We start from the raw sequence: 19,402 nt of genomic DNA, 5'->3' as shown, positions 1-19,402 counted from the left end.
TTATTTGTGAAAAATGACACTTTGAATATTTTCACTTAAACTTTAGAAATTACAATGCTTATATTTGCGAAAAACAGAAAGAATGAAGGTCGAACAAATTTATACCGGATGCCTATCGCATGGAGCGTACTATATTGAAAGCGCTGGAGAGGCAGCTATTATAGACCCTTTGCGTGAAACCAATCCTTATCTGGAGCGTGCAAAAAATGATAATGCTAAAATCAAATATATTTTTGAGACCCATTTCCATGCAGATTTCGTGAGTGGGCATTTAACCCTTGCCGAACAAACCGGAGCCTCTATAATTTTTGGTCCGCACGCCAATCCTTCCTTTGATGCAATTGTGGCAAAAGATGAAGAGGTGTATAAATTGGGGAATGTTACCATAACCGCCCTTCACACTCCGGGACACACTATGGAAAGCACCACTTATTTGTTAAAAGATGAAAATGGTAAAGATTATGCAATTTTTAGTGGTGACACACTTTTTTTGGGAGATGTGGGCCGTCCCGACCTTGCCCAAAAAAGTGATGAAATAACGCAAGAAGACCTTGCGGATATTCTATTTGATAGCCTTCGGAATAAAATTATGCCCTTGGCAGATGATGTAATTGTTTATCCGGCCCACGGCGCGGGTTCGGCCTGTGGAAAAAATATGATGAAAGAAACCGTGGACACCTTGGGCAATCAAAAGAGAATGAATTACGCCCTACGTGCCGATATGACGCGGGAAGAATTTATAAAGGAAGTTACCGAAGGTTTGGCACCGCCCCCATTATATTTTCCTATGAATGTTAAAATGAATCGAGAGGGCTACACTGCTTTTGATGAAGTAATTTCACGGGGTATAACCCCTCTTGATCCCGAAACTTTCGAAAGAATAGCGAATGAAACCGGTGCGATCGTTTTGGATGTGCGCAATCAGGTTGAATTTATAGACGGCCATATTCCCCGGTCTATTTTTATTGGATTGGATGGCGGATTTGCCCCGTGGGTCGGTGCGCTTTTGGCAGACGTAGAACAAAAAATACTTTTAGTTGTTTCTCCGGGAAGGGAGGAAGAGGCCGTTACCAGATTATCAAGAGTGGGTTTTGATAGAACATTGGGTTATTTACTGGGAGGAATAGACGCCTGGAAAGAAGCCGGAAAGGAAATAGATACCCTGGAATCTATCGCAGCCGAAACATTCAAAGAAAAATTGGAAAGCAATATCAATGTCTTTGATGTACGAAATGATGGGGAATATTCCAATGGACGTTTGTCTTCTGCAGAACACACTCCTTTGGCATTTCTGAATCAATACTTAAAAGCATTCCCAGAAAAAGAAAAGAGTTATTTATATTGCGCTGGTGGATATCGCTCTGTAATTGCCGCATCAATTTTAAAAAGTAGGGGTATTCATAATGTTGTAAATGTTGCTGGCGGTTTTGCAGCAATTAAAAACGCAGGTATCCCAGTTTCATAATTTTAAAGCATAGTCTTTATAATAGACCCTCATCAATATGAGGGTTTTTTTTATAGTATATTTCTGTTATATGTGTTTTTGTTGAGTTTTTAAGTCATTGAAAATCAATACATAAATATATTCTGTTAAACTTTTCAGAAAAAAGATTAAACAAAATATTTTATTTATTAGTTTTACTTCGAACTAAAAACTCTATATATTATGAAAAAATTATTACTAATTCTCACAATTGCCTTATTTACAGGTAGTTTATTTGCACAAACAGCTCGTGTACAAGTAATACACAACTCAGCCGATGCGGCTGCAGCAGAAGTAGATGTTTATATCAATTCTGATTTAGCATTAGACGATTTTGCCTTTAGAACAGCAACTCCCTTTTTAGATTTACCTGCAGGTGTTGAAATAAATATTGGGATTGCTCCAGGAAATAGTACTGGCGTAGGCGATGTACTATTAACTGTTCCAGTTACACTTACTGCCGATGAGAAGTATATCGTGGTTGCCGACGGAATAGTAAGCCCAACGGGTTACAATCCAGCTCCGCCACTAAGTTTGCAAGTATTTCCAATGGCGCGTGAAATGGCAGCAGACCCTGCAAATGTAGATGTACTCGTACATCATGGTTCGACTGATGCCCCGACCGTAGATGTTGTTGAAACTGGTGTGGGAGCTGGAACTGTTGTAGATGATATTTCATATACAGAATTTCAGGGCTATTTAGAACTTCCAACTGCAGATTACGTGCTTGATATTACAGATGCCACTGGCACTGTAACTGTAGCACGATACCAAGCGCCATTGGCAACTTTGGGTCTTGACGGAGCTGCACTGACTGTGTTGGCATCAGGATTTTTAGATCCTTCACAAAATTCAAATGGTCCAGGTTTTGGACTATATGTGGCCAGTCCTGCTGGTGGTGCTTTGTTGGCACTTCCATCTGTGCCATTAAGTGTCTCTGAATTTGATTCTTCACAATTTGCAATTTATCCAAACCCTGCTACCGAAAGAATCAATATTAGTAGTGCTTCCGGAGTAGATTTAAGTCAATTTTCTGTAGCGATAACAGATATGCTCGGACGTATTGTTTCAAACAATGCAATAAATATTGATAATTCAATTGATGTAAATTATCTTAGTGAAGGTGTTTACAACCTTACAATATTTGACGGAAATAACGTAGTGGTTAGTAAGAAATTTGTCAAAAATTAATAAAGACAAACTTCTGTTAAATTGAAAAGCCCTGTGAATTTAATATTCCAGGGCTTTTTCCTTACCATTTTTCTTTTTCAAAGATTAGATTAAAAATTATTAATCATCGGCAAGATCTTCCAATGTTTTTACACTGTTAAGTGTTGTATGGATTTCTGATGCCTGTTTTTGAAGTACATTAGAAATTGTAGGAGGAAAATTATTTTCTTTTAATTTTTTTTCATATTCATTCCAACTTGCCTTTTCACCCCTTATGCACTCTTCCAATACTGCTTCATCAGTATTACCTGCAACTGCACTTTTAATGTCTATCCAAGTTCTATGAAGATCACCCGTAAAGCTTCCGCTTTCTTTAGGTGTTTCATTTAGGTTTCTAATTTGTTGATCAAGTTCAGTTGCAAATCTATTGCGCTGTAAAGCTTGTTGTTGTAAAAACTTTTTTAAATTATTGTTTTTTGCGTCTTTCATTGCCTTGGTAAAACCTTTTTCGGCATCATAATTTTTTTCTAAAAGCTCCTGTAGATTATCAACCAACTTTTCGTGATTGTGCTCTTTTGCTTTTTCGTGTGTAGTTTTCATAGTTTTTTCGTTTTAAATTTCACTAAAGATAATTTTCATCTTAAAGAAAACTTCTTATCATTTTCACAATTGAGAAGTGTTTAACGAAAATTTTTAAACCCATTAAGGAATTACATCTTGTGAAAACTTATAAAAAAATATTAAAGAGAAAGGTTGGATAGTGCATAATGATTAAATTTCAATAAAAATTTATGGACGTTCGTTCTAACGAGCCTTTTTGGCTTATTAAAAATTCATTACCGCAAAGTTATCCTTCACTTAAAAATGATATTTCTTCCGAAGTTTTAATAATAGGTGCAGGTATCACGGGAGCACTAATGGCCTATAAGCTAATCAACGAAGAAAAAAAAGTTGTAATGGTGGACCGGCGCGATGTGTGTAACGGAAGCACCGCTGCGAGCACTTCTATGTTGCAATATGAAATTGATGTTCCATTACATAAATTAATAGAGCAAGTGGGGTTAACTTGCGCAGTTTCAAGTTATCAAAACTGTGAAAAGGCAATTACCGATTTAAAGAAGATTATAAAAGAAATTAAAGCAGATTGTGGTTTTCAGGAAAAATACAGCGTCTATTTTGCTTCCTCAAAAAATGATATCTCTTTTTTAAAAGATGAATTTGAAGCCAGGAAGAATCATGGTTTTAAGGTGAAATGGCTTACGAAAGATGAGGTGGAAAAGTTGGGTCTAAAAGCTTATGCGGCTATTGAATCAAAATCTGGGGCGGTAATGGATGTATATAAATTAGCGAATGCTCTTTTGGAATATTGCGCCGCTAAAGGTCTGGAAATTTACGATCGTACCGAGATTGAGAAAATAAAATCCAAGCATGAAAAGCTAATTGCTGAAACCAAAAATGGTTTCAATATTGAAATAAACGATGTGGTGCATTGCACAGGCTACGAGAGTACCGAAACGGTTGGTGAAAATATTGTTGAATTAAAAAGCACCTTTGCTTTGGCATCAGAGGCATTTGATAAAATTCCCAAGGGATTTATAAAAAGGATTTATTGGAACACGGATGCTCCCTATTTATATTTCAGAAGTACTGATGATGGCCGGATTGTAATGGGCGGAGGCGATAGGGAGTTCAAAAATGCTGCTCGTCGCGATGCCCTGCTTCCTAAAAAAGAAAAAGAGCTGGTGAAAAGTTTTAAAAAGTGCTTCCCAAATATACCTTTTACGTTGGATTATTCTTGGGCGGGCACATTTGGTGAAACTAAGGATAGTCTACCTTATTTCGGAAAACCAGATCCTAAAAAGAATGAGCATTACATTTTAGGTTTTGGTGGTAATGGTATTACCTTCAGCGTTATGGGCATGGACGCAATTGTTCATTCCATAAATAAAACTCCGCATCCTTATTTGGAGTATTATAAATTCAACAGATAAAAGTTTAATATTAATTTAAAACAAAAAAAATGATTAAATGGTTTGAAGCATCTACTACATCAATAATAGCAATTGTTTTAACAGCAATTGGAATATACATCGCAACAATTTTATTTACCAGACTGGCAGGTAAACGAAGTTTTTCAAAAATGAGCAGTTTTGATTTCGCAATGACGGTTGCCATAGGTTCCATCATCGCCACCACGGTTTTGTCAAAATCAGTGAGTTTGTTACAGGGCGTTGTGGGGCTGGCAGCGGTTTATGTGCTTCAGATTTCAGTTGCAATGATGCGGCGGTTTAAGTTTGTTCAAAAATTAATAGACAACGAACCCCTGCTTTTAATGGATGGAAAAGAAATTCTTCACAATAATTTGAAAAAAGCCCGCGTGACTGAAGCCGATCTACGCTCAAAATTGAGAGAGGCCAATGTTTTGGAACTCTCACAAGTGCGCGCGGTAATATTTGAATGTACTGGCGACATTGCAGTGCTTCATACTAAAGATGAAGATGTAGAGGTGGAAGATTGGTTACTTAAAGGAGTGGACCGTTAGTTGTTAATTCTGTTTTAAAATTTTGATTGCCTGCCAATTGTTGTGTAATTTATCAATTCAACAAAAAATAAGAATTATGGAAAAGAATGAAAAAAACTTAGAACAGGAAAAGCAAAGTAAAAAAGAGCAGGCTATAAATAAGAGTGCTACTCAAGGAAAAGACATTAATTACCAAGAGAAGGAAAGAAAGGAAAAACATCAGCCGAGAGATACGGCTTAATAAAATTTAGGTTTCAAAAAACGCCATAGAGCTTATAGTTCTATGGCGTTTTTTTATTGAGCTCCACTTCGTTTACTCTATATTTTACAATTTGTTCTATCAATTGCCACGGCAGTTCCTCATTTATCGGAAACTGTACAGAGCCCTTTCCGGTTTTATAGTTCGAAATTTCTTTTTGAAAAGCTTTATTTCCCGATGGAAGTGCGTATAAGCCAATATGGTTTTTATATCCAGCAAAATATACCAATGGTTTTCCGTGGAGTTTAAATGCAGGCATACCATAGCTTATTGTTACTTCGGCTGTAGGAACAATTTTTTTAATGAAGGAATATAATTGAGAAAGCTTCTTTTGGGTACTTTCGGGAAAGAGACCAATATACTCCTCAATATTTGTAAAGCCTGGTTGCATTTCTCTTTTCGCTTTTGCTGAAATTATGAAACTACGATCCGCAGCCCTCAAAAATGTTAAAGTCTGTCTCGGACTTAGGTTTAATAGAAACTTTTACTTTGTGCGAGCTTTTCTTTGAACTTTTGGTGTCTATACACTCCTCTTCGGTTATTAAAACCTCCATAAGAACTCTGTGCGATTGTGCTATATATTTTTTGGAATTTCCAGAAATTTCTGGCTCTGGTATTGGAGCGACAAAAGATTTTAAGGATGCTCCGGGCGCTTTAAAATGAATTTTTCCTTTGGAAAATTGAACGCTCCAAAAAGGATCGGTGCCCCCACCTCTAAAGGTATCATTTTCATCGGTTTGTTTGGAAACAGTATCCAAACGGTTTTCATTGTATTCTATGGTTGTCTTTGTTTCGGCAGGTACTGTGGGTTCAATAACCTCCTTGTTTGCGTCTTTACAGGAAACCGCCATAATTAAAGAGAAAACAGGAATAAGTAGAAATTTATAATTCATTTGGTTTTGATTTTAAAGTTGCATAAAACTAAAAAAATATTCACTCTTTTTGGTCTGCCCCAAAACATTTTAACAATCTTTAAAAAAAAATTAAGAAATACGTTTCAAGATCTTTCTGGCTCGTGCCTGATAGCCAGCACTTTTTTGCGGCGCATTTTCTATGAGAATGTTTTTTAACTCAGGATAAATCCATTTTTTGTCATTATCCCATCCCAAATAATAGAGGCATTGCATAGCGGGAGCCTGGCAGGCTACTTTCTGATCTGTAATGAGCCAATCAAAGCAGCACTCTGTTATAATTTTTCTTTCATTTTTGTTTAAAACCTCATAAAATATCCCAAGGCCTTTCATAAAATGGTAATGGCAAAGCATTTCGCAAATTTTTGCACAGGAGCGCAATGCCGAATCATTTTTGATTGTGGGCAGTTTTTCAAAAAACACGTGCATGTATTTAAAGAAGTTTTTTGCTTTGTATTCACAAATAATTTCCAACACCCAAGCAGATTGGACCAAGAGTTCACTTTCCTCAGTAAAGCACCATTGCAGTGTTTCCCGAACATAATGGGTTTTTTTGGTAATCCAAAAGGCAACCTCGTGCCTTTTATTCCGACTGCTGTCAACCTCCATCAATTTTTGTTTTAAATCTTCAGGCAGCATAATTTTTATTTCAGAAGTTCAACAACTTTTGGAACGCCAATAGAAGCTTTCTCAGCAAAAACCGTAATGTTTTTGCTTTCAGAAATGGATGGCTTTGGATCCACAAAATAGATCTGGGCATTTGGCTTGGCATATTGAACCAAACCTGCTGCGGGATAGACTTGCATCGAGGTGCCTATAATTAGAACGGCATCTGCTTGCTCTACAACTTCAGTAGCAATTTCAATCATGGGCACCATTTCGCCGAACCAAACTATATGTGGGCGGAGTTGGTGGTTATGCTCGCAGAAATCACCCAAATTCAAATCTTCTCTCCAGTCCAAAATTAAATCTTCATCAAACGTGCTTCTCACTTTCAACAATTCACCGTGAAGATGAATCACTTTTGTACTTCCGGCGCGTTCGTGCAGATCGTCCACATTTTGTGTAATAATGGTAACATCGTGTGTTTTTTCAAGTTCTGCCAAAGCACAGTGCGCAGCGTTAGGCTGAACCGTTAATAGCTGTCTTCGGCGCTGATTGTAAAAATCCAGTACTGCTTCCGGGTTTCTTTTAAAACCTTCAGGCGATGCAACCTCCATTACATCGTGACCTTCCCAAAGCCCGTTGCTGTCCCTAAAGGTTTTTATACCACTTTCTGCGCTCACACCTGCGCCTGTTAATACTGTTATTTTCATTATTAAGTTATTGGGGTACTAAGTTATTTAAAATTGTGGTTTATTGAAAGGGCGATTAATCCATAACTTTTATCTTAGCAAAATTGAAATCAAAAGAAACTCTATAATTTAATAACTCAATAACTTTTCCAACTTGGATTTAGCATTGTTTCAATATTTACAAGCCTATCTCACCGAGCGAAGAACCGCCTTATTCAAAAAAGTGCTGTCTGAGCGTACACGACATTTCACCGTGGCAACCGAAGACGTTTACCAGCTTCACAACACCAGCGCTGTGATGCGAACTTGTGATGTTTTTGGTATTCAGGATTTGCACGTAGTTGAAGAACGCTTGGGAAAACGCGTAGATAAGGAAATTGCGATGGGTGCCCAAAAATGGGTAAGCCTGAATCGGTACCACTCCATTACCGATTGCATTAAGAATCTGAAGAATTCAGGCTATCAAATTATTGCTACCACGCCGCACGATAATTCTACTATGCTTCACGAATTTGACGTTTCAAATAAAAGTGCTTTTTTCTTCGGAAAAGAAAGCGATGGACTAAGCGATACGGTGATGAATGCCGCCGATGGTTTTCTAAAAATCCCGATGTACGGTTTTACAGAGAGTTTGAATATTTCGGTTTCCGCAGCGATTATTCTGCAGAGTGTGGTTTCAAAAATGAAGCAGAGCACTGTAAGCTGGCAACTTTCCGGGGCAGAAAAATTTGAAATTGAAATGGAATGGATGAAAAAAACAATTAAAGCTTCGGAGGAAATTATTGAAAGATATTATTCTGAAAATCCCAATTTACAAAGCCCAAATTCCAAATAAAATTCAATCCTTCGACTGAGCTCAGGATGACAAATAAAAAATATAAAAAATCGTAAATCGTAAATCAAAATGAAACTCGTCTTCGCAACCCACAACAAAAACAAATTCGCAGAAGTAAAAGCTATGCTTCCGCACCACATTGAATTGCTCAGTTTGGATGATATTGGTTGCAGCGAAAACATTGAAGAAACGGCAAACACCATTGAGGGCAACGCAATTTTAAAGGCGAATTACGTTCGCAATAAATACAATTTAAACTGTTTTGCGGATGATACCGGCTTGGAAGTAAAATCCCTAAACAACGAGCCTGGCGTTTACAGCGCCCGCTATGCTGGCGTTTCGCACGATTCTGCTGCAAACATTCAAAAGCTTTTGAAAAATTTGGAAGGCAAACAAGACCGTTCGGCAAGATTCAAAACCGCAATTGCTTTAAATATGGAACACGAGGAAATTATGTTTTTGGGCATTTGCGAGGGTGAAATACTTAAAGAATCCCGTGGCGATTCAGGTTTTGGCTATGACCCGGTTTTTCAACCCAAAGGCTTCGATAAAACCTTCGCCGAAATGACGCTCACCCAAAAAAGCGAAATAGGCCACCGCGGAAAGGCCATGCGGCAGTTGATTGATTATCTCTCTAAATAATTTAAGATTTTTTAATATTTCATAAAAAAATGCCAACTGCCACTGCCAGCTGAAAACTTTAACCTACTTTTGCGCCCTTGAAAAATCAATTGCCAATAGCTTTTGTTTTTCGGGAAAAATCCTCAGGGTGAGGAGTGTTATATTGAAGCTGTCCGTTTTTTATATGTCCAGTAGCTTCCCATTAGCACACATATAAAAACAATTATTACATAAAATGACAGCATTTAAAGCACTCGGCTTGGAAGAAAATCTTCTAAAGGCCATCGCCGACATGGGTTTTGAAACCCCTTCGGAAGTACAAGAAAAAGCAATCCCAATCCTTTTAGAGCGTGAAACCGACATGGTTTCCTTAGCCCAGACTGGAACGGGAAAAACCGCCGCATTTGGTTTTCCAATGTTGCAAAAAATTGACGTGAAAAGCCGCACGACCCAAGGGCTTATCCTTTCGCCAACGCGTGAACTTTGTCTTCAGATTACAAATGAAATGATTGCTTACGGCAAATATTTGCCAGGGCTTAACGTTACCGCCATTTATGGAGGAGCAAGTATTACAGACCAAGCCCGCCAAATCAAAAAAGGTTCGCAGATCGTTGTTGCAACTCCGGGAAGAATGAAAGATATGATCGGTCGCGGACTAGTAGATATTTCAAAAATTGAATACTGCGTTCTCGATGAGGCAGATGAAATGCTCAATATGGGCTTTTATGAAGACATCACTGAAATCCTTTCGCATTCGCCAAAGGAGAAAAGTACCTGGCTTTTCAGTGCGACTATGCCAAAAGAGGTTTCTACTATTGCAAAGAAATTTATGCATACCCCTGTGGAAATCACTGTGGGAACAAAGAACGTGGGGTCTGACCAAGTTTCGCATGAATATTATTTGGTGAACGCACGCGATCGTTACAATGCCTTAAAGCGTTTGGCTGATGCAAATCCAGACATTTTCTCCGTAGTTTTTTGCCGAACAAAACGCGACACCCAGAAAGTTGCGGAACAACTTATTGAAGATGGTTACAATGCCGCAGCAATACACGGAGATTTAAGTCAGAACCAACGTGATTTGGTGATGAAATCTTTCAGAAACCGTCAAATTCAAATGCTTGTAGCAACAGATGTTGCCGCCCGTGGAATTGACGTAGATGATATTACGCACGTTATAAATTACCAGCTTCCAGACGAAATTGAAACCTACACCCACCGAAGTGGACGTACGGGACGTGCCGGTAAAACGGGTGTTTCCATCGTTATTGTTTCAAAAAGTGAAGTTCGGAAAATAAAAAGCATTGAAAAAATTATCCAAAAGCAGTTTGTCGCAAAAGAAATACCTTCAGGTATGGAAATCTGCGAAGTGCAAATGTTTCATTTGGCGAACAGTATCAAGGATACCGAGATTAACCCTGAAATCAATCCTTATCTTCCAAACATAAACGAAGTATTGGAAGATTTCTCTAAGGAAGAACTTATTAAAAAAGTTTTCTCTGTAGAGTTTACACGTTTCTTGAATTACTATAAAAACAGTAAAGACCTAAATATTTCAGGCGAGCGCAATTTTTCTGATGAAGATGCAAAGGACAGTACGCGCTATTTCATAAATATCGGTAGCAAAGACGATTTCGATTGGATGAGCCTTAAGGATTTTCTTCGCGATTTGTTGCAACTTGGGAAGGATGATGTTTATAAAGTTGACGTTAAAGATAGTTTCTCTTTTTTCAATACCGATACCACGCACCAAGAATTGGTGATGGGTATTTTCAAGGATTTTAAACTTGACGGAAGACAGATTAATATTGAGATATCCAAAGACACAGGCCGCAGCAAAGGTAGAAGTGGCGGCGGCGGACGCGATCGCGGTAGAAGAAGAGGCGATAGAAATGATCGTGGCGACGGCGGCGGAAGAAAAGGAGGTTTCAAAAAGCGCAGTGGCGGTTTTGAAGGTGGCAGCGACAAGCCAAAATTCAAAGGTAAAAGCCGAAGGGGTGCGCCTCGTCCAGACGCAAAAGGCACAGGAGGAAGACGCCGAAGAAAAGGATAATTCTGAATAATTAAACTTTAGCACTACTTTAACGTCTATATAAGTATATTTACGGGCCTTTAATCGAGGCCCGTTTTTTTAAAGTTTATGCAAACCTTCAACTTTCTGCAGGAATACATACTGGAAAACGACCGTGTGCGGCTCAGTCCCCTACACCATAAAGACTTGGATTTGCTGCTTCGCTTTTCCGAAAAACAGCCTGAGCTTTGGAAATATTCCCTCCAACCAGCCGATGGTTTGGAGAATTTAAAAAGCTATATAGACTTCGCCTTACGCGGAAGAAAAGAAGAAACTGCATACCCCTTTATTGTTTTCGACAAACGCACCCTGCAAATTGCAGGCAGCACACGCTTTTATGATTTTCAAAAAAACCACAATACTGTTCAATTGGGTTACACTTGGTACGGCAAGGAATTTCAGGGCACAGGGCTCAATAAGCACTGTAAGATGCTAATGCTGGAATTCGCCTTTGAAACGTTAAAACTTGACCGTGTTGAGTTTCGTGCAGATGCCACAAACCAACGTAGCATTGCCGCAATGAAAAGCATAGGTTGCACCGTTGAAGGCATCTTGCGTAGCAACTGTGCGGCGCCAAAGGGGAGAAGGGACAGTATCGTTCTCAGTATCCTAAAAGAAGAATGGTTTGGCTGTGTTAAGGACAAATTAAAAGCTAAAATTGAAAACGAAAGAAAGGTTTCGCCTCAGTGAAATTTTTCCGTATATTGAAACATTATATGAAAAAAATATTCCTACTTATTGCCCTGGTTTTTACGGTTGCAAACTCCTTTGCCCAGGACGATACAATAATAAAAGGTACCGTAATGAACGATGCAAATGACAATGTTTTGGAAAATGTAAACATTGTAAACCTTAACCAAGTAAAGGGAACAACTACCAATGAAAAAGGTGAGTTTGCAATTAAGGCTGCGGTAAATGACACGCTATATTTTTCCTATCTGGGCTTTAAATCCCTGCGGGTTCGGGTTACCAATGACTGGTTGAAATTTGGCGATATAAAGGTAAAAATGACTGAATTGGGCATCGCTCTCGAAGAAGTAGTGGTAAAGCCGGTTCAACTTACAGGTTATGTAGAGATTGACGCAAAGCTAATCCCCATTTACGATAATTACCGCTACCGAATTTCAGGTCTAAATACAGGGTACGAAGGCGGAAGCAACCAGCCAGGTGCAGTCAGTAAAGTTTTAAGCTCCATATTCAATCCAGCAGATTTTCTCTACAATGTCTTCGGAAAGCGCCCGAAACAAATGCGCAAACTCCGGCAGATGAAGGAAGATGATGAAATACGAAACCTTCTGCAAAGCAAATTTGACCGTGAAACCTTAATGGCGGTACTCCAACTGGAACGTGCCGATATTGACGAAATACTGAACAAATGTAGCTATTCCAAAGATTTTATCCGTACCGCCAATGACCTTCAGATTCTCGATGCCATTAGTGGCTGTTACGAAGAATACAAAATTTTAAATAGGGAGAAGTAATAATTTTTCTACTTTTTTTAACTTCAATCAATTTCATTAAAAGTATTTTTAGTGAAAATTGATTCTATGAAAGAAATTATCACTGCCCAACGCAATTTTTTCAATACGCACGCCACCAAAAATATTCACTTTAGAAGAAAACAATTAAAAATTCTTCAGCAGGCTTTGGAGAAAAACGAATCCCTACTTCACGAAGCCATTTATAAAGACTTTAAAAAATCTGAGTTTGACAATTACACTACTGAACTTTCACTGCTTTATAAAGACATTAAAGAAGCCCGCAGTAATACTTTCAAGTGGGCACGCACAAAACCCGTTTCCACAAGCATCCTCAATTTTCCTGCTTCCAGTTATATAATTCCGGAGCCTTTGGGTGTATGCTTGGTTATTGGGGCGTGGAACTATCCCTACCAACTTTCCTTCGCTCCAGTTATTGCAGCAATCACCGCTGGAAACACAGTAATATTAAAACCCAGTGAGCTGCCCTCAAATACTGCCGCTGCTATGGCGAAAATTGTAAAGGAAAATTTCGACCCAGCGTATTTTATCGTGGTTGAGGGCGGGGTAGAAGAAACCCAAGAATTATTGAAGCAGAATTTTGACAAAATATTTTTTACCGGCAGTACCAAAGTGGGCAAAATTGTTTACAAAGCCGCTGCCGAAAACTTAACCCCAGTAACCTTGGAACTCGGAGGAAAAAGCCCGGCCATAGTTACTGAAAGCTGTAATTTAAAAGTTTCGGTAAAGCGATTGGTTTGGGGGAAATTTCTGAACGCAGGCCAAACCTGTATTGCTCCGGACTATGTCCTGGTCCACAAAAGCATTGAGCAACAATTCCTCCAACAGGCCCAAAAGGAAATCATCAGCCAGCACTTTGCTTTTGAAAACGATAATTATCTTCAAATAATTAATGATGATAATTTTGAGCGCCTCACAAAGATGTTGGTTCCTGAAAAAGTATATTATGGCGGCCAAACCCACAAGGAAACCCGCTACATTCAGCCCACTATTCTACAAAACGTAACTATGGATGATGCGGTGATGCAAGAGGAAATTTTTGGCCCCATCCTGCCCGTAATAACTTATGAAACTATTGAAGAGGCTATTGTTAAAGTGAATAGTCTTCCCAAACCGTTGTCTTGTTATCTCTTCACAAAGAGTAGTTCCATAAAGAAGAAAGTATTAAAAGAGATATCCTTTGGCGGTGGGGCAATCAATGAAACCGTGATGCACATTAGCAATTCAAACCTGCCTTTTGGCGGCGTGGGCCAAAGCGGTATCGGCAACTATCATGGAGAAGCCGGTTTCAAAGCCTTTACCCATTATAAAAGCGTGATGGACAAACCCACTTGGCTGGATCCTTCAATTCGTTACTATCCACACACACCGTTTCGATTGAAGTTGATGCGGTGGTTTTTGAAGTTTTGAAATAATTTTAAAATTTTTAAGTTTTCATAATAGAACTTGATTATTTTTTTGAATGAAAAAACTCGATTTATTCCTTGCAATCTCTCTTCCTATTTTTTTTATTTCCGCAATAATCACATTGTATTTTTTTATAGGTTTTGAAAATTATAATATTTTTTATCCACACATTGACACAAGGTTTGCAAATGATTTTTCAATAGAAAACTTTGATAAAGTAGAAATGGGAATGAACAAAGCACAGGTTAAAAACCTATTAGGAAACCCTATAAATTCAGGTGAATCTATTGGTTATACGGATGACTTTATAAAGAAAGAATTTATATTTTACGAAAAATATTCCACAGATGGAAAATATGAAATATCAGATTTTGCTTGGGAATCATTTGAGGTATATTATGACATAGATACTTTAGTGATATCCAAGAGAAGTATTTGGTATTATGATTAAAGCATTTACTATGAAGAAATATATAATTTTACTCGCTACTAGTTTGGGGATTTTTTCGTGTGCGCCAAAAAAGCAAAACATAATCGCAATCGATATGCTCTTAATTCCTTCGGAAGAAATGTACGCACAGTCACTTCAGCTTAATTCCCTTATAAATCAAAGTAATCCCGAAACCATAAAACTTGATAAAAACCATGTGCCGCACATCACGCTGTTGCAATGTTTTATAAATGTAGAAGATTTGCCAAAAGTGAACGGGGCTTTGGAAGGTCTTTTCAACACCATAAAAAATGATTCCTTAAAAGCGGAAAGCCTTTTTTATTACAGCGAAAAAGAGGAAAGTTTTTCAATGATCGCTATTGAAAAAAATGAACAGCTATTGCAGCTTCACCAAAAAGTAATCGAGTTGGTAAAACCATTTATAGTCAAAAACGGTTCCGAAAAATCATTTGTCCAAAACCCAGACGGCAGCCCAATAAGTGAATCTACCTTAAGCTACGTTCCAGAATTTGTAGAAAAGCACAGTTTTGAAAATTTTGATCCACACATTAGTCTTGGAGTAGCCCAAACCACACTTTTGGACAGCTTGGCACTACAAGTTTTCAAACCAATTCAGTTTAAGGCTGAATCTTTAAGTGTGTACCAACTGGGCGATCACGGTACCGCACAAAAACTACTTTGGGAATCGAAATAGTTCATTAAAAAAGCACCTTTCAAAAGGTGCTTTTTTAAAATATTCAATAGCGGCTATTAAATCTTTTCCAGCGCAGCTTTAATATAAACCTCGCCTCCTAAAATCTCAAAGGTTTTGTTTTTTCCGATGGTATCATCCAGCGCTCCAACAAGGGTTTCGGCTACATCCATTCGCGGAATTTCCCCGCGCTTATTCAATTTGTTATCGAGTTCAATTTTTCCTTTGCCGTCATCGTTGTTCAGTGATCCGGGGCGCACTATGCTATATTGAATCCCCAATTGTTTTAAATATTCATCGGCGTTGTGTTTTGCTTTAAGGTATTCCTGTATTTCATCAGCTTCCTCGGGATTGTCAGCCCCCATGGAACTTAGCATAACAAACTTTTTCACGCCTTTTTCCTTTGCTGCGTCCATCAACTTTTTGGCACCTTCCTGATCTACTTCTTTTACTTTTTTACCTCCGGAACCCGCTGCAAAAATTACCTTATCAATACCATTTGTGGTTTGGCTCACATCCTTTTCAAGATCTGCCAAAATGGTTTCCACGCCCTCATTCTGAAATTGTGAAACCTGCTCTTCTTTCCGAACCATCGCAACCGGCTTATATTTTTTTGATTGCTTTAAAATTGAAATTACCTTTTTTCCCGTGGTGCCGTTTGCACCTGCTACTAATATTTTTTCCATAGTTTAAATATATCTTTTCTAAACTGTAACTATCTAATTTTTCACAACCTTTAACCCTCCAAAAGTCATCTTTTATGGCTTTGTTAACTTTAGGAAAATGAAGAGGTGCTCAATGTGGTTAATTCTTTCCAACTAATTATTCATTCCTAACTTTACTGCTTATCTTTACAAACAAATAAAATTATTTCATGGATTATACTTCAAAAATGCTTCGCGACGATGCGCTAAAAGGAAAAACAATTGTAGTAACCGGCGGTGGGAGCGGTCTCGGAAAAGCAATGACAACCTACTTTTTGGAACTTGGTGCCAATGTGGTCATCACTTCCCGAAACCTTGAAAAATTGCAAACTGTAAAAGAAGAACTGGAAACCGCAACGGGCGGAAAAGTTTTACCGCTACAATGCGATGTGCGCAATTATGAAGAAGTTGAAGCAATGGTGGAAGCTTCCGTAAAGGAATTTGGAACCGTTGATGTATTGCTGAACAATGCCGCAGGCAATTTCATTTCACCTACCGAAAGACTTTCTGCCAATGCGTTTGATACAATTATCGATATTGTTTTAAAAGGAACAAAAAATTGTACCCTTGCCTTTGGAAAGCATTGGATTGAAAAAAAGGAAACAAATAAAACCGTTTTGAATATTGTTACAACGTATGCTTTTACCGGTTCTGCGTATGTGGTGCCGAGTGCTACAGCAAAAGCGGGTGTATTGGCAATGACACGGTCTTTGGCCGTTGAATGGGCAAAATACGGAATTCGTTTTAACGCCATCGCTCCTGGGCCTTTCCCCACAAAAGGCGCTTGGGACAGACTGCTGCCGGGCGATTTGAAAGAAAAATTCGATCCCGCAAAAAAAGTTCCCGTGAAACGTGTCGGTGAACACCAAGAACTCGCTAATCTTGCAGCATATCTCGTTTCCGATTTTTCAGCATATATAAATGGCGAAGTAGTAGTAATTGACGGCGGCGAATGGCTAAAAGGTGCCGGACAGATGAATCTTTTGGAAGAGGTTCCACAGCAAATGTGGGATATGCTGGAGGCGATGATACGAGAGAAAAAATCTAAATAACAAAACCCAAGCACCAAATTCCAAGGAAGTTGAATTTTGTTTTTTAAATATTGATATTTATTTGGAATTTGGGATTTCAAAATTTGGAATTTTCCCGCAGGGTCATTGTTTACTTCCTGTTAACAAAAATGATTTTCTATCCACATAATTAATTGTACTTTTAACTGCTAAAATTTCAAGCAAATTAATGGGTAAAATAATTGCAATTGCAAACCAAAAAGGAGGCGTGGGCAAGACCACGACCTCAGTAAATTTAGCGGCCTCATTGGGCGTTTTGGAGAAAAAGGTTTTACTCATAGATGCTGATCCACAGGCCAACGCCACTTCAGGCTTAGGTATTGATGTGGAAAGTGTTGAAGTTGGAACATACCAATTACTTGAGCACAGTGCCACGGCAAAGCAAGCCATTGTTTCCACAAATTCACCTAATTTAGATTTGATACCCTCCCACATAGATTTGGTGGCTATCGAGATTGAATTGGTAGATGTGGAAAACCGCGAGTATATGCTGAGAAGGGCCATAGAAGGCTTAAAGGCAGATTATGACTATATTCTCATAGATTGCGCGCCATCGTTGGGATTGCTTACATTGAATGCCCTAACAGCAGCGGATTCCGTAATTATTCCTATTCAGTGTGAATACTTCGCTTTGGAAGGACTTGGAAAACTTTTGAACACCATTAAAAGTGTCCAAAAAATTCACAACGTAAACCTCGATATTGAAGGTCTGTTGTTGACTATGTACGACCAGCGCCTACGCCTTTCAAACCAAGTGGTGGATGAGGTGAAAAAGCATTTTGACGAAATGGTTTTTGAAACAATCATTCAGCGAAATGTGCGTTTAAGTGAAGCGCCCAGTTATGGAGAAAGCATTATCAGTTACGATGCAGCTAGCAAAGGAGCCGATAATTACTTAAGTTTGGCGCACGAATTAATTAAGAAAAACGAAAAAGAATAAATGGCGAAAGCGACCAAAAAACAAGCCCTCGGCCGCGGACTTTCAGCACTTTTGAAAGACCCGTCCAACGATATAAAATCTGTTGCAGACAAGAATGCCGACAAGGTTGTGGGCAGCATTGTAGAGCTGGAATTAGGCAGTATTGAAGTAAACCCATTTCAGCCACGAACCAGTTTTAACGAAGAATCGCTTCGCGAATTGGCTTCTTCTATCAAAGAATTGGGCGTTATCCAGCCCATCACGGTTCGGAAACTGGATTTCAACAAATATCAATTGGTAAGTGGCGAGCGCCGTTTTCGCGCTTCAAAACTGGTTGGCTTGGAAACTATTCCAGCTTATATTCGTATTGCGAATGACCAAGAATCCTTGGAAATGGCTTTGGTGGAAAACATCCAACGTCAGGATTTGGACCCCATTGAAATCGCGCTTTCCTACCAACGATTGATCGAGGAAATAAACGTTACCCAGGAAGAGCTGAGCGACAGGGTAGGGAAGAACCGTTCCACAATCGCCAACTATTTACGTTTACTGAAACTAGACCCAATTATCCAAACCGGAATGCGCGACGGTTTTATCACGATGGGCCACGGAAGAGCGTTGATAAACGTTGAAGATTTAAACGACCAACTGGATATTTACGAAAAGATTTTAAGCCAAAGCCTATCGGTTCGCGACACCGAGGCCTTGGTACGGGGTTATAAAAATCCTGAAGAAAAAACCAAACCACAAAAAGCGACTGCGCCGCCTTTCGCCAAAAAGGCAAAGAAGGAATTGTCCGATCTTTTTGAGACTTCGGTAGAGGTCAAGGTTTCTAAATCGGGAAAAGGACAACTTGTGGTTCCTTTCAAAAACAAAGAAGACTTCGAACGTATTTTGAAGCTAATCAAAAGTGAAAAATAATTTCCTAAATATTTTTTTTTTAATCTTCGCCACAGCACTGTTTGCGCAGACTTCTGATACTTTAACTGTAAAAAAGGAAGAAAGGGTTATTGTGGTGAATGATTCAATTCTGCCAAAAGAGGAATACAATCCCTTGGCTCCTGCAAAAGCTGCATTTTACTCCGCGGTGGTTCCGGGCCTGGGGCAGGTTTACAATAAAAAATACTGGAAAATCCCCATTATCTACGCAGGAATGGCGGCTGGCGTTTACTTCTATAAGCAGCAGGATGATGAATACGATCGTTTTCGAGATGCTTACAAACGAAGACTTGCGGGCTATGACGATGATGAGTTCCAAGGAATTTCTGACGACCGATTGATAAATGCCCAAAAATCTGCACAAAAAAACAAGAGCATCAGCATAATTGTAACAGTGGCTTTTTATTTGCTGAATGTAGTTGATGCCAATGTGGATGCGCATTTGCGACAGTATGAAGTAAGCGAGGACCTTTCACTACAACCCAATTTTGATTACAACCAATTCAATGCGAAACCACAGTACGGAATGTCGTTGACATATCGGTTTAAATAGAAG

At 38.8% G+C, this 19,402-nt stretch carries 22 protein-coding genes and 1 pseudogene; 17 read left to right on the top strand and 6 right to left on the bottom strand.

Annotated elements, in window-relative coordinates; all coding sequences use genetic code 11:
- Positions 1–82: 82 nt before the first annotated feature.
- Positions 83–1,465 (top strand): MBL fold metallo-hydrolase, encoded by a 1,383-nt coding sequence (locus tag AC58DT_RS01680; RefSeq protein WP_497215041.1) that lies wholly within the window; start codon positions 83–85, stop codon positions 1,463–1,465.
- Positions 1,466–1,666: 201 nt separating this feature from the next.
- On the top strand, positions 1,667–2,674 hold the full coding sequence (locus AC58DT_RS01675; RefSeq protein WP_497215039.1) for a T9SS type A sorting domain-containing protein: 1,008 nt from the start codon (positions 1,667–1,669) through the stop codon (positions 2,672–2,674).
- 99 nt (positions 2,675–2,773) lie between these two features.
- On the opposite strand, the gene AC58DT_RS01670 is transcribed toward AC58DT_RS01675, so the two are convergent.
- Positions 2,774–3,253: a ferritin-like domain-containing protein gene (locus AC58DT_RS01670; protein WP_497215038.1), complete on the bottom strand. Its 480-nt coding sequence runs from the start codon at positions 3,251–3,253 to the stop codon at positions 2,774–2,776.
- Positions 3,254–3,444: 191 nt separating this feature from the next.
- Between AC58DT_RS01670 and AC58DT_RS01665 the strand changes: the two are divergent.
- The 3 genes and pseudogenes from AC58DT_RS01665 to AC58DT_RS01655 form a co-directional block, all read left to right on the top strand.
- Positions 3,445–4,509: pseudogene (locus AC58DT_RS01665) on the top strand (NAD(P)/FAD-dependent oxidoreductase); the annotation flags it as partial.
- A 164-nt stretch (positions 4,510–4,673) separates the two neighbouring features.
- Complete coding sequence (locus AC58DT_RS01660) at positions 4,674–5,195, top strand: DUF421 domain-containing protein (protein ID WP_497215036.1); 522 nt, start codon at positions 4,674–4,676, stop codon at positions 5,193–5,195.
- A 76-nt stretch (positions 5,196–5,271) separates the two neighbouring features.
- On the top strand, positions 5,272–5,415 hold the full coding sequence (locus AC58DT_RS01655) for a hypothetical protein (RefSeq protein ID WP_193392782.1): 144 nt from the start codon (positions 5,272–5,274) through the stop codon (positions 5,413–5,415).
- A 40-nt stretch (positions 5,416–5,455) separates the two neighbouring features.
- On the opposite strand, the gene AC58DT_RS01650 is transcribed toward AC58DT_RS01655, so the two are convergent.
- From AC58DT_RS01650 to AC58DT_RS01635, 4 genes are all read right to left on the bottom strand, one after another.
- The gene (locus tag AC58DT_RS01650) at positions 5,456–5,824 is read right to left on the bottom strand and encodes an iron chaperone (RefSeq protein WP_497215035.1); all 369 of its coding nucleotides are present in this window, start codon (positions 5,822–5,824) and stop codon (positions 5,456–5,458) included.
- Between the two features lie 31 nt (positions 5,825–5,855).
- Positions 5,856–6,326 carry a hypothetical protein gene (locus AC58DT_RS01645; RefSeq protein WP_497215034.1) on the bottom strand — a complete coding sequence of 157 codons (471 nt, stop codon included), beginning with the start codon at positions 6,324–6,326 and terminating at the stop codon, positions 5,856–5,858.
- A 90-nt stretch (positions 6,327–6,416) separates the two neighbouring features.
- Entirely contained in the window at positions 6,417–6,983 is a 567-nt protein-coding gene (locus AC58DT_RS01640) for a hypothetical protein (RefSeq protein WP_497215033.1), read from the bottom strand.
- Positions 6,984–6,988: 5 nt separating this feature from the next.
- Positions 6,989–7,663 carry an SIR2 family NAD-dependent protein deacylase gene (locus tag AC58DT_RS01635; RefSeq protein WP_497215320.1) on the bottom strand — a complete coding sequence of 225 codons (675 nt, stop codon included), beginning with the start codon at positions 7,661–7,663 and terminating at the stop codon, positions 6,989–6,991.
- Between the two features lie 130 nt (positions 7,664–7,793).
- Here AC58DT_RS01635 and AC58DT_RS01630 point away from each other — a divergent pair, with 130 nt between their 5' ends.
- The 8 genes from AC58DT_RS01630 (at position 7,794) to AC58DT_RS01595 (ending at position 15,217) form a co-directional block, all read left to right on the top strand.
- Positions 7,794–8,474, top strand: coding sequence for a TrmH family RNA methyltransferase (locus tag AC58DT_RS01630; RefSeq protein ID WP_497215032.1), 681 nt, complete (start codon positions 7,794–7,796; stop codon positions 8,472–8,474).
- 69 nt (positions 8,475–8,543) lie between these two features.
- Positions 8,544–9,116, top strand: a complete 573-nt coding sequence (locus tag AC58DT_RS01625; RefSeq protein ID WP_497215031.1) for a non-canonical purine NTP diphosphatase — start codon at positions 8,544–8,546, stop codon at positions 9,114–9,116.
- A gap of 214 nt (positions 9,117–9,330) precedes the next feature.
- Positions 9,331–11,148, top strand: coding sequence for a DEAD/DEAH box helicase (locus AC58DT_RS01620; protein ID WP_497215030.1), 1,818 nt, complete (start codon positions 9,331–9,333; stop codon positions 11,146–11,148).
- 87 nt (positions 11,149–11,235) lie between these two features.
- The gene (locus tag AC58DT_RS01615) at positions 11,236–11,856 is read left to right on the top strand and encodes a GNAT family N-acetyltransferase (RefSeq protein WP_497215028.1); all 621 of its coding nucleotides are present in this window, start codon (positions 11,236–11,238) and stop codon (positions 11,854–11,856) included.
- A gap of 26 nt (positions 11,857–11,882) precedes the next feature.
- A complete protein-coding gene (locus tag AC58DT_RS01610) occupies positions 11,883–12,647 on the top strand; it encodes a carboxypeptidase-like regulatory domain-containing protein (RefSeq protein ID WP_497215027.1) in 765 nt (254 codons plus the stop codon).
- 66 nt (positions 12,648–12,713) lie between these two features.
- On the top strand, positions 12,714–14,075 hold the full coding sequence (locus AC58DT_RS01605; RefSeq protein WP_497215026.1) for an aldehyde dehydrogenase: 1,362 nt from the start codon (positions 12,714–12,716) through the stop codon (positions 14,073–14,075).
- A 52-nt stretch (positions 14,076–14,127) separates the two neighbouring features.
- Positions 14,128–14,523: a hypothetical protein gene (locus tag AC58DT_RS01600; RefSeq protein ID WP_497215025.1), complete on the top strand. Its 396-nt coding sequence runs from the start codon at positions 14,128–14,130 to the stop codon at positions 14,521–14,523.
- 10 nt (positions 14,524–14,533) lie between these two features.
- Complete coding sequence (locus AC58DT_RS01595; protein WP_497215024.1) at positions 14,534–15,217, top strand: 2'-5' RNA ligase family protein; 684 nt, start codon at positions 14,534–14,536, stop codon at positions 15,215–15,217.
- A gap of 56 nt (positions 15,218–15,273) precedes the next feature.
- On the opposite strand, the gene AC58DT_RS01590 is transcribed toward AC58DT_RS01595, so the two are convergent.
- Entirely contained in the window at positions 15,274–15,900 is a 627-nt protein-coding gene (locus AC58DT_RS01590) for an SDR family oxidoreductase (RefSeq protein WP_497215023.1), read from the bottom strand.
- Positions 15,901–16,088: 188 nt separating this feature from the next.
- Between AC58DT_RS01590 and AC58DT_RS01585 the strand changes: the two genes are divergently transcribed.
- The 4 genes from AC58DT_RS01585 (at position 16,089) to AC58DT_RS01570 (ending at position 19,399) form a co-directional block, all read left to right on the top strand.
- On the top strand, positions 16,089–16,970 hold the full coding sequence (locus tag AC58DT_RS01585) for an SDR family oxidoreductase (RefSeq protein ID WP_497215022.1): 882 nt from the start codon (positions 16,089–16,091) through the stop codon (positions 16,968–16,970).
- 187 nt (positions 16,971–17,157) lie between these two features.
- Complete coding sequence (locus AC58DT_RS01580; RefSeq protein ID WP_497215021.1) at positions 17,158–17,928, top strand: ParA family protein; 771 nt, start codon at positions 17,158–17,160, stop codon at positions 17,926–17,928.
- A complete protein-coding gene (locus tag AC58DT_RS01575) occupies positions 17,929–18,828 on the top strand; it encodes a ParB/RepB/Spo0J family partition protein (RefSeq protein WP_497215020.1) in 900 nt (299 codons plus the stop codon). It begins immediately after the preceding gene.
- Complete coding sequence (locus AC58DT_RS01570; protein ID WP_045080081.1) at positions 18,818–19,399, top strand: DUF5683 domain-containing protein; 582 nt, start codon at positions 18,818–18,820, stop codon at positions 19,397–19,399. The genes AC58DT_RS01575 and AC58DT_RS01570 overlap by 11 nt, the downstream gene beginning before the upstream one ends.
- Positions 19,400–19,402 lie beyond the last annotated feature (3 nt).

The sequence above is a fragment of the Aequorivita sp. CRS11 genome (assembly GCF_059693805.1).
This window is presented reverse-complemented; position numbering and strand designations above follow the sequence as displayed.

What these genes read in the sequence shown, in the direction of transcription:
- AC58DT_RS01680 (WP_497215041.1), top strand. Translation starts at nt 83, where the DNA reads ATGAAGGTCGAACAAATTTATACCGGATGCCTATCGCATGGAGCGTAC.
- AC58DT_RS01675 (WP_497215039.1), top strand. Translation starts at nt 1,667, where the DNA reads ATGAAAAAATTATTACTAATTCTCACAATTGCCTTATTTACAGGTAGT.
- AC58DT_RS01670 (WP_497215038.1), bottom strand. Translation starts at nt 3,253, where the DNA reads ATGAAAACTACACACGAAAAAGCAAAAGAGCACAATCACGAAAAGTTG.
- AC58DT_RS01660 (WP_497215036.1), top strand. Translation starts at nt 4,674, where the DNA reads ATGATTAAATGGTTTGAAGCATCTACTACATCAATAATAGCAATTGTT.
- AC58DT_RS01655 (WP_193392782.1), top strand. Translation starts at nt 5,272, where the DNA reads ATGGAAAAGAATGAAAAAAACTTAGAACAGGAAAAGCAAAGTAAAAAA.
- AC58DT_RS01650 (WP_497215035.1), bottom strand. Translation starts at nt 5,824, where the DNA reads ATGCAACCAGGCTTTACAAATATTGAGGAGTATATTGGTCTCTTTCCC.
- AC58DT_RS01645 (WP_497215034.1), bottom strand. Translation starts at nt 6,326, where the DNA reads ATGAATTATAAATTTCTACTTATTCCTGTTTTCTCTTTAATTATGGCG.
- AC58DT_RS01640 (WP_497215033.1), bottom strand. Translation starts at nt 6,983, where the DNA reads ATGCTGCCTGAAGATTTAAAACAAAAATTGATGGAGGTTGACAGCAGT.
- AC58DT_RS01625 (WP_497215031.1), top strand. Translation starts at nt 8,544, where the DNA reads ATGAAACTCGTCTTCGCAACCCACAACAAAAACAAATTCGCAGAAGTA.
- AC58DT_RS01620 (WP_497215030.1), top strand. Translation starts at nt 9,331, where the DNA reads ATGACAGCATTTAAAGCACTCGGCTTGGAAGAAAATCTTCTAAAGGCC.
- AC58DT_RS01615 (WP_497215028.1), top strand. Translation starts at nt 11,236, where the DNA reads ATGCAAACCTTCAACTTTCTGCAGGAATACATACTGGAAAACGACCGT.
- AC58DT_RS01610 (WP_497215027.1), top strand. Translation starts at nt 11,883, where the DNA reads ATGAAAAAAATATTCCTACTTATTGCCCTGGTTTTTACGGTTGCAAAC.
- AC58DT_RS01605 (WP_497215026.1), top strand. Translation starts at nt 12,714, where the DNA reads ATGAAAGAAATTATCACTGCCCAACGCAATTTTTTCAATACGCACGCC.
- AC58DT_RS01600 (WP_497215025.1), top strand. Translation starts at nt 14,128, where the DNA reads ATGAAAAAACTCGATTTATTCCTTGCAATCTCTCTTCCTATTTTTTTT.
- AC58DT_RS01595 (WP_497215024.1), top strand. Translation starts at nt 14,534, where the DNA reads ATGAAGAAATATATAATTTTACTCGCTACTAGTTTGGGGATTTTTTCG.
- AC58DT_RS01590 (WP_497215023.1), bottom strand. Translation starts at nt 15,900, where the DNA reads ATGGAAAAAATATTAGTAGCAGGTGCAAACGGCACCACGGGAAAAAAG.
- AC58DT_RS01585 (WP_497215022.1), top strand. Translation starts at nt 16,089, where the DNA reads ATGGATTATACTTCAAAAATGCTTCGCGACGATGCGCTAAAAGGAAAA.
- AC58DT_RS01580 (WP_497215021.1), top strand. Translation starts at nt 17,158, where the DNA reads ATGGGTAAAATAATTGCAATTGCAAACCAAAAAGGAGGCGTGGGCAAG.
- AC58DT_RS01575 (WP_497215020.1), top strand. Translation starts at nt 17,929, where the DNA reads ATGGCGAAAGCGACCAAAAAACAAGCCCTCGGCCGCGGACTTTCAGCA.